Origin of the sequence: Brackiella oedipodis DSM 13743, from assembly GCF_000621025.1 — a bacterium.
GTDB lineage: Bacteria > Pseudomonadota > Gammaproteobacteria > Burkholderiales > Burkholderiaceae_B > Oligella > Oligella oedipodis.
In genome coordinates, this window is the sequence record NZ_KK211206.1 from 92,989 (window position 1) to 111,965 (window position 18,977).

Consider the following 18,977-nt stretch of genomic DNA (forward strand, 5'->3'; position numbering starts at 1 on the left):
TTTAAGTGTACAGATGGCTGTGAACAAAATACAATTATAACCATAGCTGTTATGTAAATTTAAGGATACCCAAAACTATGACAAGGAATAGTCAACGCTTAATTTGGTTAGATATGGAGATGAGCGGGCTCAATCCTGAGCACGATCGCATCCTTGAGGTGGCTGTGGTGGTGACTGAAGCCGATCTCAGTATAGTGGCTGAGGGTCCCGTCATGGTCATCCATCAAGATGATAGTGTCTTAGATGGTATGGATGAATGGAATCAAAACCATCACGGTCGCAGTGGCCTAATTCAAAAAGTCAAAGACTCAACCGTGACGGAGCAGCAAGCCGAACAACGCTTAGTGGAATTTTTGTCACAACATGTACCCAAAGGCGTGTCCCCCTTGTGTGGTAATACCGTCAACCAAGATCGGCGTTTTATGTTCAAGTACATGCCGCAATTAGAGGCTTTTTTCCATTATCGGACGATTGACGTGAGTACCCTTAAGGAACTCTCTAAACGCTGGCGTCCCGATGTCTATAAAGGCATAAGAAAGCACGGTAAGCATGAGGCGCTGGCCGATGTGATCGAGTCAATTGAGGAACTCGCTTATTATCGGGATCACTTTTTGGTGATGCAAGCCCCTAAAGATTCCAACAGTCACGAGTCGTAACGTTTACGACTTGCCAACCCCAGAGGTTATCTTAGAGAGTATAGAGTCATGCAGACGGCAGCGCATATTGCAGGTATCGGCACCGATCTAATTTATATCGATCGGATTAGGGCGTCTTATCAACAATTTGGTGATAAATTTGTCCGCCGCATTTTAGGCGCCCAAGAAATCCAAAAATTCCAGCAGCGTTATGCGCGTGATCCACAGCGCGGCATGCGCTTTTTAGCGACGCGCTTTGCTGCCAAAGAGGCCTTTTCTAAGGCCATTGGTTTAGGCATGCACAGCCCCATGCGTTGGTCGGCCATGCAGACCCTGAATGACCCCAGTGGTAAACCGATAGTGGTATTATCAGAGCCTTTACTGTCTTGGTATCAACAAAAATTTGGAGTAGCACATGTTTCACTCACCGATGAATCAGACTTGGCCATGGCCTACGTTATTATCGAATCAAAATAAAAAAGCCATCGCGCCGGGTCCCGTCATGGTGGATATTGAGGGACTACAATTAAGCGAGCACGAAAAAAAACGTCTTCAACACCCTTTAGTCGGGGCGGTGATTCTCTTTAGTCGTAATTATGAGAGCCCTCAGCAACTCACGCAATTGTGCCAAAGCATCCATGATTTGCGCGATGAACCCTTATTAATTGCCGTCGATCACGAGGGCGGGCGAGTACAACGTTTCAAAAGCAATGGTTTTACGCATTTGCCAGACATGGCGACCTTGGGCAAATTGTGGCAACAACGGCCCTCACTAGCCAATCGTTTGGCCAGCGAAGTCGGTTATATCTTGGCGGCTGAGCTGCGTGCTTGTGGGGTGGATTTTTCCTTTACTCCGGTGTTAGATCTGGACTATGGTCAGAGTCAAGTCATCGGTAATCGCAGCTTTGATCGGGATCCACAAATTGTGGCAGGCGTCTCCCGCTCCTTAATTCAAGGCTTAGCCTTGGCGGGGATGGCCGCTTGTGGTAAGCATTTTCCTGGTCACGGTTTTGTGCAAGCCGACTCGCATGTGGCCTTACCTGTCGATGAACGCAGTTTTGAAGACATTATGAAAGACGATATTGTGCCGTATTTAGCCTTGGGGGATATGGTGCTACCATCGATCATGCCGGCGCATGTCATATATCGTCAATGTGATGCTCAGCCTGCTGGTTTTTCTAAATTTTGGATTCAAGACGTGCTGCGCGATCGCCTCAATTACCAAGGCATGGTATTTTCGGATGACCTCACCATGGAAGGCGCCACAGTGGCGGGGGATATCACACAGCGTGCTCAAGCGGCCTTTAGTGCCGGCTGCGATATGGTGCTAGTGTGTAATCGCCCAGATTTAGCTGATGAATTATTGCAGCATTTACAGCATCAAATGCCTGCCGAATCGGTCAACCGCTTACGTGCACTCTATCCGCAACAAGCCTTTATGAGTTGGTCGCAATTACAACAAGATAGTCGTTATCTGTATGCCCGAGAACTTCGATCTAAATACCTTCCTGCATGAGTTACCGCATCTGCCGGGTGTGTACCGTCACATCTCGGCCGATGATGAGATCCTCTACGTAGGTAAAGCCAAAGATCTCAAACGTAGAGTCAGTTCCTATTTTCAGCGCACCCCGAAGAGCCCGCGTATCGCCCATATGATCGCGCGGGTCCATCATGTTGAAATTACCGTCACCAACTCCGAAGCCGAGGCGCTCATCCTCGAGAACAACCTCATCAAGCGCTATCATCCCAAATATAATATTTTGTTTCGCGATGATAAGTCTTATCCTTATTTGTTGTTTACCGATCATGAAGCCCCACGCATTATGTTTTATCGCGGTACGACGCGTCGTAAAGGAATATTTTTTGGCCCTTACCCCAATACCTATGCGGTGCGCGATACCATTCAAGTCCTGCAAAAAGTCTTTAAGTTGCGCACCTGTGAGGACGGGGTCTACCAAAATCGGTCTCGCCCCTGTTTATTGCATCAAATCCAACGCTGCTCAGCACCTTGTGTGCGACGCATTAGCCTAGAAGATTATCAAGACGACGTGCAACAAGCCGTCAAAGTCTTGCAAGGCGAAACCTCGCAAGTCATGGATGATCTAGTACAAAAAATGCAAAAAGCCGCCGCGAATCTCGACTACGAAAACGCGGCCGTGTGGCGTGATCAAATGCAAAATCTCTCGACCCTCATGCACTCACAAAGTATGGAGATGCCCAGCGATACCAATGCCGACATTATCGCGGTGGTGCAGAAACAAGGTCGCTATTGTGTCAATTTAGCCATGGTGCGCGCGGGACGCCACCTCGGGGATAAAGCCATCTTCCCGACTCAGATTGATGGCGACAGTGCGAGTGAAGTCCTGAGCGCCTTTGTGGCCAATCACTATATAGATCATGCGCTGCCACCGCTTTTGATCTGTTCAGATCCGCTGATTGACCCCGAACTATTAGTCCTATTACACCAGGGGGGCGGCAAACCCCGTCTGGTGTTACGTCCCACCGAGATCCGTCGGCATTGGCTTGAACTGGCCATTCGCAACGCAGAACTGGCACTAACGCGCCATCTGTCAGACTCCTCTCTACGGCAACAGCGAACCTCGGCCTTGGCTGAGGTCTTGGGTCTTGATGACGATGCCGAATCGCTCGATCAATTACGCATCGAATGCTTTGATATTAGCCACAGTCACGGCGAAGCCACGCAAGCCTCGTGTGTGGTGTTTCAACATCACGATATGCAATCTTCTATGTACCGTCGCTACAATATTAATGGCATTACGCCCGGAGACGATTATGCCGCCATGCGTCAAGTGCTGCAAAGACGCTATAGTCACAATACGGACGAGAACATGCCAGATATTGTCCTGATTGATGGCGGCAAAGGGCAGGTGAATATTGCCAAGCAGGTTTTTGAAGAGCTGGGATTGGACACCTCTATTATTGTGGGCGTTGCCAAAGGTGAAGGTCGAAAGGTCGGTCTCGAAACCTTGATTTTTACCGATGGTCGTGATCCACTTGAGCTCGGTTCAGGCTCACAAGCATTGATGTTAGTGGCGCAAATCCGCGACGAAGCGCATCGTTTTGCGATCACAGGCATGCGTAGCAAACGTGCCAAGGCACGCAACGTTTCGCGATTGGAGGATATTGAGGGCATTGGTGCTAAGCGTCGCCAAAAACTGCTGGCTCGTTTTGGCGGGTTTAGTGGTGTGGCCAATGCTAGCGTCGAAGACCTTAAGTCTGTAGAAGGCATTTCTAAGCAATTAGCCGAAAAAATCTACGATTCCTTCCGATAAGGGCGGTAACTATCCCTTTCTTAAGTAACATAAATTTGCTAAGCTTACAAATAAATTGTCATGACTTAGCTCCGTTACCTAAAGAATCTATGAAGTCCTTTAACTTGCCCATCACCCTGACATGGCTACGTATTGTCGTTATTCCTGTACTCGTAGCCTTGTATTATCTACCCACAGACTGGATGGGCGAGCACTTGCGGGACGATATTGCCACGATTTTCTTTATTGCTGCTGCGGTCACTGATTGGTTAGATGGTTGGTTAGCTCGACGCTGGAATCAAACGTCTAATTTTGGGGCTTTTTTGGATCCCGTCGCCGACAAACTCATGGTCTGTACGGCGCTGCTCGTGTTGCTTAATTTGCAGCGCGTCGATTCCTTTATTGTTTTGATTATCATCGGTCGCGAGATAACCGTCTCTGCCTTACGTGAGTGGATGGCCTCTGTGGGGGCGCGCGACAATGTGGCCGTCCATTGGTTAGGCAAATTCAAGACCACAGCTCAAATGATCGCCATTCCCTGTTTGCTCTTTCACCAAACGGTGTATAACATCGATTTGGGTATGGTAGGAGAGGCCCTAATCATCGTAGCTGCCATACTCACACTCTGGTCCATGGTCTATTACTTACGCAAAGCCTGGCCGCAATTGCATGCCTAACGATAGATATCTAAGATCTCATTCATGACACCACAACGAGGATCAAGTCTACATAGATCATAATAGATCTTAGTAGTTCTTACCGATCTTAATTGATCGTAATGGTTCCATAGTCATCTTTTAGCTTATTAAGTCCTCCTATCAAAAAAGGATAGCCTGTTTTATAGCGCTATCCTTTTTTTGAGAGGTCGCCTGCGCTAACACTACCTTCTTTGCTTGAGCGCTTGGGCTAAGTCCGCCACGGCTGTGGCATAAAAATAACTATGATTGTATTGCGTAATAGCGAAGAAATTCTGCGTCGCTAAACGGTAGGTGGTTTGACCACGGCCTTCCTCCTTGAGATCAATCACGCCCAACACCTTGCCATGTTGCCAAGCCGCTCCCTGTACCTCACTATTTGCACCCTTGGCCTGTAACTGCGACCAGGTATAAGAGGGCGTCAAGCCACCATCCACGAGACTGGCAGCATTACTCGGCAGGCTGGCCGGCGCAAATACGGGTAATTGGCGCTGCCAACCGTGATCCACCAGGAACTTAGCCACAGAAAAAATCGCATCGGTGGCATTATCGGTTAGATCAATGCGGCCATCGCCATCTCCATCCACGGCATATTGCAAAATACTAATCGGCATAAATTGCGGCAAGCCAATGGCCCCTGCAAACGAACCGGTGACGCTCATCGCATCGAGCTTCCCTTGTTGATGCAAACTCATCAGCGCTGCTAATTGATTACGAAAAGACAGATGACGATCAGGACGGCTACTGTCTGGATGATGAAAGCCCAAAGTATACAAAGCGTCTAGGGTTCGAATACTACCCGTGTTGCGACCATACACCGTCTCGACCCCAATAATGGCCACAATAATTTCGGCGGGCACGCCATAGCGTTGTTGTGCTGCCGCTAATGTACCTTGGTGTTGTTGCCAAAACTTGTGGCCTTCTCGCAAACGAATCGGTTCCACAAAGCGTGCCCGATAGGCCTGCCAAGAGCGCTTAACGACGGTTTTGGCTTTGGGCGTCATGAGTTTAGCCGTCGTCGGGTTATAACGTGCACTCTGTAAAATATGCTGCACCGTGCTGGCCGGGATTTGGTAACGCTGTGCCACCTGAGCCACAAATTGCTGAGGAACGGCACTGAGCGGCTGCGCCTCTAATTCAGCACTACGTACCGTCGTTGGCACGGTGCCGGAGGATGTTCTCACTGGCGTTCCTGTCGTAGTCGTATGGGGCGAGTGACTGCAGGCCACCGTACTGAGTGAGAGTAAGCAGGCAGGCAATAGTTTTTTAGAAAAAGCAAGCATAGCGATAATCCCAGTGTTTAAGTGCTGTAAAAAGTTTTATAGTCTAATGATAACCTGAAGCTGAGTACTCACAGGGTCGAGAACAGGCACTTACCCTAACTCAAGACAAACCCATCGCGTTTCAAACACTTATTGGTATCTAAGGCACACTATGGAGACACTCTACATCACGCACCCAGACTGCTTATTACACGAAATGCAGAGCTGGCACCCCGAGTCTCCACAACGCCTAGAAGCGATCAATGATCGTCTACTATCGAGTGGTTTGCATGATTTTTTGCATCACGCAGAGGCGCCCAATGCCACCGAAGAGGATCTCTTAAGTTGCCACGATGCCGATTACATTGCCTCTATCCGCGACAATATACCAACACAGGGTTATTATCTGATCGACTCTGAAGAAACCAGCCTCAACCCCCACACCTGGCAGGCCGCTTTGCGCGCTGCCGGCGCTGGCCTTTTGGCAGTCGATGAAATCATGGCTCACCATTACAAAAATGCTTTTTGTGCCGTGCGCCCCCCTGGCCACCATGCCGAACCCCATAAGGCAACAGGTTTTTGTTTTTTTAACAATATGGCCATCGCGGCACGTTATGCCATTCAACAATACGATCTCAAGCGCATCGCCCTAATTGATTTTGATGTGCATCACGGCAATGGCACCGAGCGCATTTTTGCCAAAGATCCTGCCATTCAAATGTATAGCTTTTTTCAGTCGCCTTTATTTCCGCACTCAGGTGAAGTCAGCCTAGGCAAAAACATGCATAACACGGCCGTGCCAGCGTACACACGGATGTCCAGAATCAAAGAAATTGTTGAGCAGGATTGGATTCCAGGCATTCGTCAATTTGCACCGCAAATGATCATGATTTCGGCTGGCTTTGATGCCCATCGCGAGGACGACATGGGGCAACTGGATTTACTCGAAGGGGACTTTGTCTGGATTACCGAGCAAATCATGCAATTAGCCGAGACCTATTGTGATGGCCGTATTATTAGCTTTTTAGAGGGCGGTTACAATCTCTCGGCGCTTGCGCGCAGCACGGTAGAGCATATTCGTACCTTGGCCGCACTTTAGTTCAGCTCATAGAGTACCCATCCGCTCATCCACCGGTCTCATTAGCATCATCAGCCGCTCTAGCCTGATCAACCTGATCAGGTTTTTTTGCCAAGAGGTTGCAGACTCAGTGTTGAGCTGGATTCTAGGGGATTACCCTTCAGAGCCCGTAGAGCGCAAGCGCTCGCTTGTTTTAGTGCTATAAACAATATATAGTTAGGTGATTAGTCGAAGGCACACACGCTAGCCAACTAGAGGCTTTAACTGAGCTTAACTTAACCTAACTTATATTAACTTAGGATTAAAGGTGCCTAACAGTACCGAAGATTGGCTAATATTAACTAACAGTTATTAGTAACTCATTAGTAGCTAAGAAGTGACTAAGTAGTAACTATGCGCCCCAAAGTCGTCCTCTTAGACCAGAGATCAGACGGCTTAGTGTACGAAGTCGTAGTCGCTTAATGCGTTAGTCTTTACTGTTTTAGTTTTTAGTGCTCAGTAAACATCTTCTAGTAGACTGCTGTGCCCTTAGACCTAGATTTGTTCAATTTTTACTCAGGAGAGTTGTGGATGAAGGTATTAGTACCTGTCAAACGTGTTGTTGACTACAACGTCAAAGTACGTGTCAAATCAGACCAAACGGGTGTAGATATCGCCAATGTCAAAATGTCGATCAACCCGTTTGACGATATTGCTGCAGAAGAGGCCATTAAACTCAAAGAAAGCGGTGCTATCGAAGAAGTCATTGCGGTTTCTTGCGGCGTTAGCCAATGCCAAGAAGTGTTACGTCGCGTTATGGCCATGGGGGCTGACAGAGGCATCTTAGTGCAGACCGACGAGCAACTGCAACCGCTAGCCGTTGCTAAACTTCTCAAGGCGGTCGTCGACAAGGAGCAACCACAACTGGTAATTCTAGGTAAGCAAGCGATCGATGACGATGCCAATCAAACCGGTCAAATGCTTTCTGCCTTATTGGGTTGGGGGCAAGCCACCTTTGCTAATAGCGTACAGTTAGAAGGTGATAGCGTCACTGTGGCACGTGAGGTTGATGGTGGTCTAGAAACCATTAAATTATCGCTTCCCGCCGTTATTACCACAGACTTGCGCCTCAATGAGCCACGTTACGTAACCTTACCTAATATTATGAAGGCCAAGAAAAAAACCATTGATACCTTGTCACCAGAGGATCTAGGGGTCGATGTGAGCCCACGTCTCAAATCCCTCAAAGTCACGGAACCGCCTGCACGCCAACCAGGCATCAAAGTGCCAGATGTAGATACCTTAGTAGACAAACTAAAAAACGAAGCCAAGGTGATTTAATATGACAACGTTAGTAATTGCAGAACACGATAACCAATCCCTTAATGTCGCTACGCGCAACGCCGTTGCCGCGGCCTCACAAATTGGCGCCGATATCCATATTTTAGTAGCCGGTAATGACGCTCAGGCCGTCGCCGATCAAGCGGCTCAAGTGGCTGGCGTTAGCAAGGTCTTATTAGCGCAGGACGCTAGCCTACAAGATGGCTTAGCCGAGAACGTCGCCCAACAAGTTGTCCAAGTGGCAGGTGATTATAATCACATCCTATTTCCAGCGACGTCCAATGGCAAAAATATCGCGCCACGTGTGGCAGCTTTATTAGATGTGGCACAAATCACCGACGTTATTGAAGTCGTCGACGACAAAACCTTTGTTCATCCTATTTACGCCGGTAACGCTATTGAAACCCTACAATCATCAGACGACAAGATTGTCGCTACTGTGCGTACTACGGCTTTTGACCCTGTGGCTGCCGAGGGTGGTAGTGCCGAAATAGCCAACATCGACGCCGTCTCTGACAGTGGTTTATCTAGCTTTGTCGAACGTCAACTAGCAAAAAGTGATCGCCCAGACTTGACGACTGCTTCAATTGTGGTCTCTGGTGGTCGTGGTATGGGCAACGCCGAGAACTTTGAATTACTCGACAAACTCGCAGACAAGCTAGGGGCAGCCGTAGGTGCGTCCCGCGCGGCAGTCGATGCGGGTTATGCCCCTAACGACTTCCAAGTCGGTCAAACGGGTAAAGTCGTCGCGCCACAACTATATCTCGCTGTCGGTATTTCTGGCGCTATTCAGCACTTGGCTGGTATGAAAGACTCCAAAGTCATTGCTTGCATTAACAAGGACGAAGAGGCACCGATTTTTGGTGTGGCAGACTACGGTTTAGTCGCTGATTTATTCCAAGCGGTTCCAGAACTCACCGAGAAACTCTAAGTTCTCACTAGTTGTAGTGTTCAAGCTCGCTGCCAGGGTGGCTACCCTGGGGCGGGCTTTTCTATAAGCACAAAAAACAGACAGCGACTTGTGTAAGCAATTAGGCTTCGATGCGTCATAAATCAAATCTTATCTACATCACCTGACGGCTAAGCGTGGGGATTTGGTTATAATGCTGTCACATTCTATGAGGGGAAAACCATGTCAAGCAACAAAACGATTCTGGTCACGGGTGGTTGTGGCTATATTGGATCACACACGGTGGTCGAGCTCATTCAACGGGGTTATGAGCCCATCGTCTTTGATAATCTCAGTAATAGTTCTCGAGTCGCCCTAGAGCGCGTTAAACAAATCACCGGTCATGCCGTGCCTTTTATCCAAGGTGACATTCTTGATAAGAATGCACTTAATCAAGTGTTTGCTGATCATCAGATCAACGCCGTGATTCATTTTGCAGGCCTAAAAGCGGTGGGTGAGAGCACCCAAAAACCATTGGAATATTATCAAACCAATGTCTACGGCACCATTCAATTACTGCAAACCATGCGCGAACATGACGTCTTTAATGTGGTCTTTAGTTCCTCGGCCACGGTTTACGGTAATCCGCAACAAATCCCAATTACTGAAGAGTGCCCGCTGGGTCAACCCACCAATCCTTACGGTATGTCCAAGCTGATGGCCGAGCGTATTATGCAAGACCTCTCCAAGAGTGACGAGCGCTGGTCCATCGCCTTATTGCGCTATTTTAACCCCATTGGCGCCCATCCTAGCGGTCTGATGGGAGAGGATCCTAGTGGTATACCAAACAACTTAATGCCTTTTGTCACTCAAGTGGCAATTGGTAAGTTGCCGCAGCTGAGTATCTTTGGTGACGACTACGACACCCAGGATGGCACCGCTATTCGTGATTATATTCATGTGGTCGACCTCGCAAATGGGCATTTAGCGGCGCTTGATTACCTTAAACACCATGCGTCAGGTTGCCATGTTTGGAATCTAGGTACGGGCAATGGTTATTCCGTTTTACAAATTGTCCAAGCCTTTGAAAAAAACAACCAAGTCCACATCAATTATAAAATTGCCCCGCGTCGTCCAGGCGATATTGCCGAATGCTGGTCTGATCCGAGCAAGGCCAAACGCGAACTCAATTGGCAAGCCCAATTAGGTTTAGATGAAATGATGCGCCATAGCTGGCATTGGCAAAGTAATAATCCTAATGGTTATCGTGACTAAAGAGCAGGGGGTCCTATGCGTATACGTGTCAAGATCTGTGGTATTACCAATTCTCAAGACTTACACGCGGCTGTAGCGGCCGGCGCCGACGCTCTCGGTTTTGTAATGTATCCCAAAAGCAAACGCGCCATTGACATGGCTACGTCGCGTACCCTGATTTCGCAAGTGCCTTTTGGCGTGAGCTCGGTCGTACTTTGTGTTAACCCAAGTGTTAATGAAGTGCAACAAATTATGACCGAGTTGCGCCCAAGCTATATTCAATTCCATGGTGACGAGACGGCGAGCTTTTGCGAGCAGTTTAATTATCCCTATATCAAGGCCATTCGCGTAGGGGCGCCAGGCTTAGATAACCCTATTTCAATACAGCAAGCTGTGCGCACTTATAGCCATGCGAAAGCAATTTTATTTGATGCATTTACACCACACTATGGGGGGGCAGGCCAAAAAATTGATCTCAAAATGTTGCCAAATATGTCAGAAAATAATGTAAGATATAAGTACATTCTGGCCGGTGGGATCAATGCCAGTAATGTGATTGAGTTAGTAAATAGCGTTCAACCTTATGCGGTTGACCTGAGTAGTGGAGTAGAGCAAGCCCCCGGGCGTAAGTCTATCACTAAGCTACAAGCGTTTTTTACTGCACTCTATCAACAACAATAACCCAACCCTCAAGTCACCTGATCGCAGAATCAAGCCAGGGTAATTCAAACATAACATTGTAGTAGTAAGTAGTTAGTAGTACTCATAGAGCCTAAGCCTTTAGTGGCTATGTGGCTCGAGCGGTCGTTTTTTTTGATCGATTATTGCATTTATGAATGATTAGGCTTTTTTGCGTATACAGTGTCGCTGCACGCAGTAATCAAGAATGATTGCTATTTGCGTGGTATCTCAAGCTCCATACACATTAGAGCTCATTCCTAAACGTTATAGAAGTGCATAGGCCAGAAGTACCTGCTGTACATAATGTGCATTACTTGCTGTATTTTATTTTTTCATGAGTTTCATGAATCCCCAGGTAGTTCACGAGTCAGCAGCTCCAAGTTAGGCGTCATAGCACAGATCTCGATTGACAAACGTATCTCTCAACCCCTTGTATTTTAGTGTTAACTTGTAGTAATCGCAGTAAACCGTTGTCCAGTGTTTTGCCAGCATCAGTACGGCATTGAATAAGTTAGTTCGATAGCATTTGCTAATACACCTGACCGCCAGAGAGTTTACCCCCGCTGCAGCGCCTAAACTCTCTGACGAACTCAGACGAAGCCAGCTAAGTGCTTAGACCTATGGCTCAATCGCTTGCAATAACCCTGGTTTGTAGACATTTTGTATTTGTAAACATTTTGTATGTTTGCTTGCTGTTTGAAGTTGCTTGTAGTTGTTTGTAGCTGTTTGTAGTTTAGCCATGACACTAACCCAGCGAGCTGACACATAGGAACAGTAGACCTGCATGTTTTTATACAGTTTTGTAAATTTACCAAAAATCGACTTACCAAACCTACCTAAGCTTTTTCGATGTTGACCCTGTCAGTAAGAGAGCTTGGTGGATTTGGTTTTTTTATTTTTACTTTTAACGCTTACTTTTATCTTTTACTTTTTAACGGTTTTGTCATCTTAGTCAACTAATTTGTTTTTGTTTAATCTTTAATCCTAATTTTTGTAATTTTGCAGTTTTTTTGTTTTTAATTAGCTGATTTGCAGTTTCGTTTTTTATTTCGTCTTTTATTTCGTTTTTAATTTTTCAGCTTTGTTTTTAACTTTTAGGTTTAGTCGTACAACTTATATAAGCGCTTAGTTCGTATTTCAACTTAATTTCTAAATTATTAAGACCGCATATCTTATACATATTTATCTTAATAATCAATACATTAAGCCGTTTTTTATAAGAGTTGTTGCATAAATCGTACGTTGTTTGATTCATATTAGCCAGCGCTGATGGCTAACACTATTAGCTGTATTTACTTTGTTTAATTTGGAGATCTCGAATTATGAACAAGATTCATAAAGTCATATGGAGCGCTAACCTTGGCGTGTGGGTAGCCGTTTCTGAACTCGTTAAGGGCAAGAAAAAGTCCTCAACCTCTTCACAAGTCGCCGATCATTCCCATACGACTAAGCAACATCACTCTTACCTCAAGAAAATACAGCTTGCTTCTGTGTTTCTTGCGCTAGCTGCCTTAACTCCATCAGTGTATGCAGGTATTCAAATTGGGAAGGGTGATTATTTTACTGGTAATCGCCCTAATTTAGGAACCTTCATGGGCGATGACATCACTGCGGATGGTGATATCAGAGGTAAATCAATCATCGCTAACGAAACTGTTAACTCTGTCGACGGTAATTTTTTAGGTACATTAACATCCAAAAACGGCGAATTCACCAACGTTACTGTTCACAAAGACAGCTTCTTTGAAGGCACTGTCAATGCGGATAATGGTATTGTTATCGGTAGATCCTACGAAGACCCAGATCGCACACGTCTTCTACAAGGTTCGCTCACTATTGATACCGTGACTAAAGACGGTGAAAACAACATATATACAAGAACGCAACTAGATAAAAACGGCCTTACACTTAAGAATGGTCCAAGCGTCACACTCAGTGGTGTGGATGCGGGCAACGCCAAGGTGACGAATGTCGAAGACGGTGATGTCACACAAGACAGTAAACAAGCCGTCAACGGTAGTCAGCTTTACGCTGCGATTAATGATAGTAAAAATCTCTATAATGCCTTAGCAGAACGTGCTGGTGGTAATATCAGGGTTCAAGCGGGTGAGAATTCAGGTTTCAAAGATATCGGCTTAGGTGATACCTTAAGATTCGAAGCGGGTAATAATACAAGCGTACGCGTGACACCAGAAGGTTATCTTGAATACAGCGTCGCTGATGAGCCTACCTTTACTAATCTCCATGTCAACGGTACGACGACCAGCAATTCTCTAGAAGTCACGGGCAATGCCACTGTAGGCGAACGACTTTTTGTAAATGACACCGCCGTCGTTAACAAAGAACTTCACGTCACAGGCGGCGATGCCTTCTTCGGTGAAGACGAAAACGGTTCTTTTACCCATATCCAAAAAGACAATATCATCGTTCAAAATCCAAAAACGGATGGCTCTAACGGCTTCTACCGTACTGAGACCGCAGATGATTATTTTGGTGTTTATGATGTCAACAACGATGCTAAGACAGTAAGTCAGGCCACTGTCACTCCGCATTTCTTATATGTCGCCGACAAAGCTAATGGCGCCGAGGATCGCGCTCAATTAGATAATAGCGGCTTAAAATTCTACAGCACGGATGCCGATGGTAATTTAGCGGCTACCGGTCCAGATATCACGCGCGATGGCTTAAATGCTGGCAACCTAAAAGTGACTAACGTTGCCCCTGGTGCGATTGCCACTGATAGCACGGATGGCATCAATGGCAGCCAATTATTTGGCCTTGGCAATAGTGCCGCCACTGTATTGGGCGAAGGCGTGACCTTTGAAAATGGTCAGTTAGTCGGTAAGGATATCGGCGGTACAGGGGCTGATACTATTGTTGGTGCGATCGCTGCCGCCAATAAGGCAGCCGGTACCGCAGGTCAGGGTTGGAAGTTGAATGTTGACGAAGGTTTCTTAGGTAGTAAAAAAAGTGCAAATATCGCTCCAGGATCCGAAGTTAATCTAGTTTCTGGCAAGAATATTTCAGCTTTCTTGAAGGAAGGCAATACAGTAGAACTTAATTTAAATGATTCTGTTCAAGTAAGTAGCCTAGGTGTTGATGAAAAACTCGGCGTTGATGGCGCTATCGATGCAGGCGGCAATATAACGACTGATAGCAGTATTACAGCTAAAAAAGATATTACTGCGAAAAGGAATCTAAGTGTTGAAGGTAACGCAATCATCGATGGCGGTTTAACTGCTTTCGGACCCACTGCTTTGTCATCAACACTGACTGTCACGGGTCAATCAACATTTAATGATGCCATTGTCAGAAAAAATCTTAATGTCAATGGCGACTCAATTTTCAAAGGTAATTCACTCGTCAATGGCTTTATGCGAGTTGAAGGTGACTCTGGTTTATTTGTAGGTAAATCACTGGATGATCCTAGAGGATCAGCGCAAGTTAAACCGGGTGTTATTGTTGTTGATAAAGTCAATGAAAATGGTGGTCGTGCACGTACTGAAGTGGCTTCAGATTATATTGGTTCTTATGATCTAGACGCAAATGATGCTAAAACTAAGAGTTCAGTGCTTTCTCCAAACAACTTGGTGTTGAATCAAACCAACACAGAAAACGGAGAGATCAATGAGGTTAGTTTAAGTGGTCAGCAAATGAAAATGTCGCAAGCGGATGCAGAAGGAAATCCGCTTAAATGGACTATTCAAAATCCAGGTGCGATCACAAATATCGATCAAACTGCTGAAGATGGATCTTATACTTTCGCAGGTATGAGTGCGACTAATTTTGTGACTCAAAAGGTTGCTAAAGATGGTTCCGTATTGGCACAGTCAGGCGTACGTCCTGAAAGAATTTGGACGCAGTCTCCAACCGAAGCAGGTTCATTTGAAGGCATTAATCTAACTAAAGACGGCTTAGGATTTTATAATGAATCTACTGGAGAAGAGGGAGGACCATCACAGGTTCGTACGGGTCCGTTTATAGGTCGAGAAGGTATTAGCGCCGGTGAGTTTAAAATCGCAGATGTCGCTGATGGCGAGGTGTCTGAAACGAGTAAAGACGCGATCAATGGTAGCCAACTATTCGCATCTACGAATGCCTTATCCGACCGTACTGACGACTTAGCGAAAGCCTTAGCTGCCACTACCAACAGTGTTGGTGATCTAGGTGCAAGTGCCGCTAACGTCTTAGGCGATGGCGTGACCTTTGAAAATGGTCAGTTAGTCGGTAATGATATCGGCGGTACAGGGGCTAATACTATTGTTGATGCGATCGCTGCAGCCAATAAGGCAGCCGGTACCGCAGGTCAGGGTTGGAAGTTGAATGTTGCAGATGGGGATTCTGTAAATATAGCCCCAGGGAGCAATGTTAACTTTACTGCAGGTAAAAATTTAACAGTTAGTCTGAATGAAGGAAATAACGTTGAGTATGGTTTGGTTAGTAAACCTGTAGTTGAAAGGTTGACAATTCAATCTGCAACAGCAGAGACAGATAAGGTCACACAAGTTGCTGATTTAGATAGGGCAACATTTCATTTAACCCAGTACACTCATCCACAAAATGGTTCCAAGGACAAAGTTGTATCCACAGATATCTCTCCTGGACGTTTCAGTACAACTGATTACCGTCAAAATAAAGGGGTAGAACTTAGCCAATACGGGTTAAAATTCTTTGAAGTCAACCCTGAAAACAACTCTACCATCTACGATGGTACTCGAGTAACCTCTAAAGCCATCCTTATGGGTAAGGATGATGGCAGACCTTATACTTCAATTTCACCAGAATATTTTATTTCTCGTAGTAACAATAAAGAGGGTATTACTGTATCTCACGAGAATGGTTCTGATTTTGCCAAAATTGGTTCTTATTTAAGAGATGAAAACGGTAAAATTATAGAGAGATACACATCTTCTGGTTTTACTAATGACCGCATTTATTCTTGGAATCAAAAGAAAGGTGTTGGAACGGAAATTGATCCCGATAGAATCACTTTCTTTGAAGCTACTGGTCCTGAAAAAACAACCTACCGTGGAACAGTGATTGACCACTCTGGTATTAAAATTCCATCTAATGACGGACAAAACTACCTTGTTCAAAATAGTAAAAATCTTGTCATTCGAAGTAATAACCCAGAAGGAGTTAACAAAACTAATGAGTTAGGTTCAGATTTCAATCGCATTGCGACTTTTACACAAACTGAAGATGGACAGATTAATTTCCAGAATTTAACCGCACAAACTCCAGATGAATTCTACACCTTTGATTATAAAGCTAACGAAGGTACTAAACTAGACGCAGAAGGATTAGGATTTTATTCTAAAGATGCGGATAATCATCGGATTTCCCAGGGACCAAGTGTTACTCGTACTGGCATTGACGCAGGCGAACTAAAAGTAACAAATGTAGCAGACGGTGAAGTCTCCGAAGCAAGCAAAGATGCTGTCAACGGTAGTCAACTATTCGCTTCTACGAATGCCTTATCCGACCGTACTGACGACTTAGCAAAAGCCTTGGCCGCCACTACCAACAGTGTTGGTGATCTAGGTGCAAGTGCCGCTAACGTCTTAGGTGAAGGTGTTACTTACCAAGACGGTAAGTTAGTCGGTGATAACATCGGTGGTACCGGTGCGAACACCATCACAGGCGCTATCCAAGCGGCTAGCGAAGCAGCTTCTGATGCTGCAGCTAATGCCGCTAAAGGTTGGAATGTCGTAGCAGGTGACGCAGAAGCGCAAAACGTCGCTCCTGACGATACTGTTAACTTCACGGCTGGTAGCAACTTGAACGTCGCCCTTAATGACGGTCACAATGTTGAATACGGTTTGAATCCTAACCTTGTCGGCCTTAACAGCGCTCAATTCGGTGACGAAAACGCTAGCACCATCGTTGATGGTAAAGGCTTAGTCTTCGCTGCTAAGAATGAAGCCGGTGAAACGGTTCCAGTCGGTCCTAGCATCTCTAAAGACGGTATCGATGCGGGTAACACTAAAGTGACTAACCTCGCTGACGCAGACATCACAGCTGATAGCACAGACGCTGTCTCTGGTCATCAATTGTTTACTGCTACAGATGCACTTGCTCAACGTGACCAACAGTTGGCTCAACGCGATAACGACTTAGGTAACTCTACGGCCGGTGTTCTAGGTGAAGGTGTTACTTACCAAGACGGTAAGTTAGTCGGTAATGACATCGGTGGTACCGGTGCGAACACCATCACAGGCGCTATCCAAGCCGCTAGCGAAGCAGCTTCTGATGCTGCAGCTAATGCCGCTAAAGGTTGGAATGTCGTAGCAGGTGACGCAGAAGCGCAAAACGTCGCTCCTGACGATACTGTTAACTTCACGGCTGGTAGCAACTTGAACGTCGCCCTTAATGACGGTCACAATGTTGAATACGGCTTGAATCCTAACTTAGTCGGTCTTAACAGCGCTCAATTCGGTGACGATAACGCCAGCACCATCGTTGATGGTAAAGGCTTGTTATTCGCTGCTAAGAACGAAGCCGGTGAAACCGTTCCAGTTGGTCCTAGCATTTCTAAAGACGGTATCGATGCGGGTAACACTAAAGTCACTAACTTAGCTGAGGCTGATATCACGGCTGATAGCAAAGATGCTGTGTCTGGTGGTCAATTATTCGCAGCGACCGATGCTTTAGCTCAACGTGACCAAGAGTTAGCACAACGCGATAACGACTTAGCCGCTGGCTTAGGTGACTTAGGTGCTTCAACAGCCGGTGTTCTAGGTGACGGCGTCACTTACCAAGACGGTAAGTTAGTCGGTGATAACATCGGTGGTACGGGTGCTAACACCATCACGGGTGCTATCCAAGCCGCTAGCGAAGCAGCTTCCGATGCTGCAGCTAATGCTGCTAAAGGTTGGAATGTCGTAGCAGGTGACGCAGAAGCTCAAAACGTCGCCCCTGATGACACTGTTAACTTCACCGCTGGTAGCAACTTGAACGTTGCCCTTAATGACGGCCACAATGTTGAATACGGCTTAAATCCTAACCTTGTCGGTCTTAACAGTGCTCAATTCGGTGACGAAAACGCCAGCACCATCGTTGATGGTAAAGGCTTGTTATTCGCTGCTAAGAACGAAGCCGGTGAAACCGTTCCAGTTGGTCCTAGCATTTCTAAAGACGGTATCGATGCGGGTAACACTAAAGTCACTAACTTAGCTGAGGCTGATATCACGGCTGATAGCAAAGATGCTGTGTCTGGTGGTCAATTATTCGCAGCGACCGATGCTTTAGCTCAACGTGACCAAGAGTTAGCACAACGCGATAACGACTTAGCCGCTGGCTTAGGTGACTTAGGTGCTTCAACAGCCGGTGTTCTAGGTGACGGCGTGACTTACCAAGACGGTAAGTTAGTCGGTGATAACATCGGTGGTACCGGTGCGAACACCATCACGGGTGCTATCCAAGCCGCTAGCGAAGCAGCTTCTGATGCTGCAGCTAATGCCGCTAAAGGTTGGAATGTTGCGGTTGGTGAAACTAATCAAAACGTCGCTCCTGATGACACCGTTAACTTCACGGCTGGTAGCAACTTGAACGTTGCCCTTAACGATGGTCACAATGTTGAGTACGGCTTAAATCCTAACCTTGTCGGTCTTAACAGTGCTCAATTCGGTGACGAAAACGCCAGCACCATCGTTGATGGCAAAGGCTTATTATTCGCCGCTAAGAACGAAGCCGGTGAAACGGTTCCAGTCGGCCCTAGCATTTCTAAAGACGGTATCGACGCAGGTAACACTAAAGTGACTAACCTCGCTGACGCAGACATCACGGCTGATAGCAAAGACGCTGTGTCTGGTGGTCAATTGTTCGCCGCTACAGATGCACTTGCTCAACGTGACCAAGAGTTGGCGCAACGCGACAAAGACTTGGCTAA

The 18,977-nt window shown here is 46.4% G+C and carries 12 protein-coding genes; 11 read left to right on the plus strand and 1 reads right to left on the minus strand.

Going from position 1 to position 18,977, the window contains the following annotated elements:
* Positions 1 to 77 precede the first annotated feature (77 nt).
* From orn to pgsA, 5 genes are all read left to right on the plus strand, one after another.
* The gene (orn, locus tag Q335_RS0106995) at positions 78 to 656 is read left to right on the plus strand and encodes an oligoribonuclease (RefSeq protein ID WP_028358008.1); all 579 of its coding nucleotides are present in this window, start codon (positions 78 to 80) and stop codon (positions 654 to 656) included.
* 48 nt (positions 657 to 704) lie between these two features.
* Entirely contained in the window at positions 705 to 1,112 is a 408-nt protein-coding gene (gene acpS, locus Q335_RS0107000) for a holo-ACP synthase (RefSeq protein WP_028358009.1), read from the plus strand.
* Positions 1,066 to 2,151 (plus strand): beta-N-acetylhexosaminidase, encoded by a 1,086-nt coding sequence (nagZ, locus tag Q335_RS0107005; RefSeq protein ID WP_038369633.1) that lies wholly within the window; start codon positions 1,066 to 1,068, stop codon positions 2,149 to 2,151. Before acpS ends, nagZ begins: the two co-directional genes overlap by 47 nt.
* A complete protein-coding gene (uvrC, locus tag Q335_RS0107010; protein WP_028358011.1) occupies positions 2,114 to 3,928 on the plus strand; it encodes an excinuclease ABC subunit UvrC in 1,815 nt (604 codons plus the stop codon). The genes nagZ and uvrC overlap by 38 nt, the downstream gene beginning before the upstream one ends.
* An 89-nt stretch (positions 3,929 to 4,017) precedes the next feature.
* On the plus strand, positions 4,018 to 4,584 hold the full coding sequence (gene pgsA / locus Q335_RS0107015) for a CDP-diacylglycerol--glycerol-3-phosphate 3-phosphatidyltransferase (protein WP_028358012.1): 567 nt from the start codon (positions 4,018 to 4,020) through the stop codon (positions 4,582 to 4,584).
* Positions 4,585 to 4,787: 203 nt separating this feature from the next.
* Here the strand turns inward: pgsA and mltB are convergent, their stop codons facing one another.
* On the minus strand, positions 4,788 to 5,885 hold the full coding sequence (gene mltB / locus Q335_RS09650; protein ID WP_038369635.1) for a lytic murein transglycosylase B: 1,098 nt from the start codon (positions 5,883 to 5,885) through the stop codon (positions 4,788 to 4,790).
* Positions 5,886 to 6,036: 151 nt separating this feature from the next.
* Here mltB and Q335_RS0107025 point away from each other — a divergent pair, with 151 nt between their 5' ends.
* The 6 genes from Q335_RS0107025 to Q335_RS10345 form a co-directional block, all read left to right on the plus strand.
* Positions 6,037 to 6,963 (plus strand): histone deacetylase family protein, encoded by a 927-nt coding sequence (locus Q335_RS0107025; protein WP_028358013.1) that lies wholly within the window; start codon positions 6,037 to 6,039, stop codon positions 6,961 to 6,963.
* A 549-nt stretch (positions 6,964 to 7,512) separates the two neighbouring features.
* Positions 7,513 to 8,262 (plus strand): electron transfer flavoprotein subunit beta/FixA family protein, encoded by a 750-nt coding sequence (locus tag Q335_RS0107030; protein ID WP_028358014.1) that lies wholly within the window; start codon positions 7,513 to 7,515, stop codon positions 8,260 to 8,262.
* Between the two features lies 1 nt (position 8,263).
* Positions 8,264 to 9,193 carry an electron transfer flavoprotein subunit alpha/FixB family protein gene (locus tag Q335_RS0107035; RefSeq protein WP_028358015.1) on the plus strand — a complete coding sequence of 310 codons (930 nt, stop codon included), beginning with the start codon at positions 8,264 to 8,266 and terminating at the stop codon, positions 9,191 to 9,193.
* Between the two features lie 201 nt (positions 9,194 to 9,394).
* Positions 9,395 to 10,426 (plus strand): UDP-glucose 4-epimerase GalE, encoded by a 1,032-nt coding sequence (gene galE / locus Q335_RS0107040; RefSeq protein WP_028358016.1) that lies wholly within the window; start codon positions 9,395 to 9,397, stop codon positions 10,424 to 10,426.
* Between the two features lie 15 nt (positions 10,427 to 10,441).
* Positions 10,442 to 11,086: a phosphoribosylanthranilate isomerase gene (locus Q335_RS0107045; protein ID WP_028358017.1), complete on the plus strand. Its 645-nt coding sequence runs from the start codon at positions 10,442 to 10,444 to the stop codon at positions 11,084 to 11,086.
* A gap of 1,322 nt (positions 11,087 to 12,408) precedes the next feature.
* The coding region (locus tag Q335_RS10345) for an ESPR-type extended signal peptide-containing protein (protein WP_038369637.1) at positions 12,409 to 18,977 on the plus strand (6,569 nt) is incomplete at its 3' end.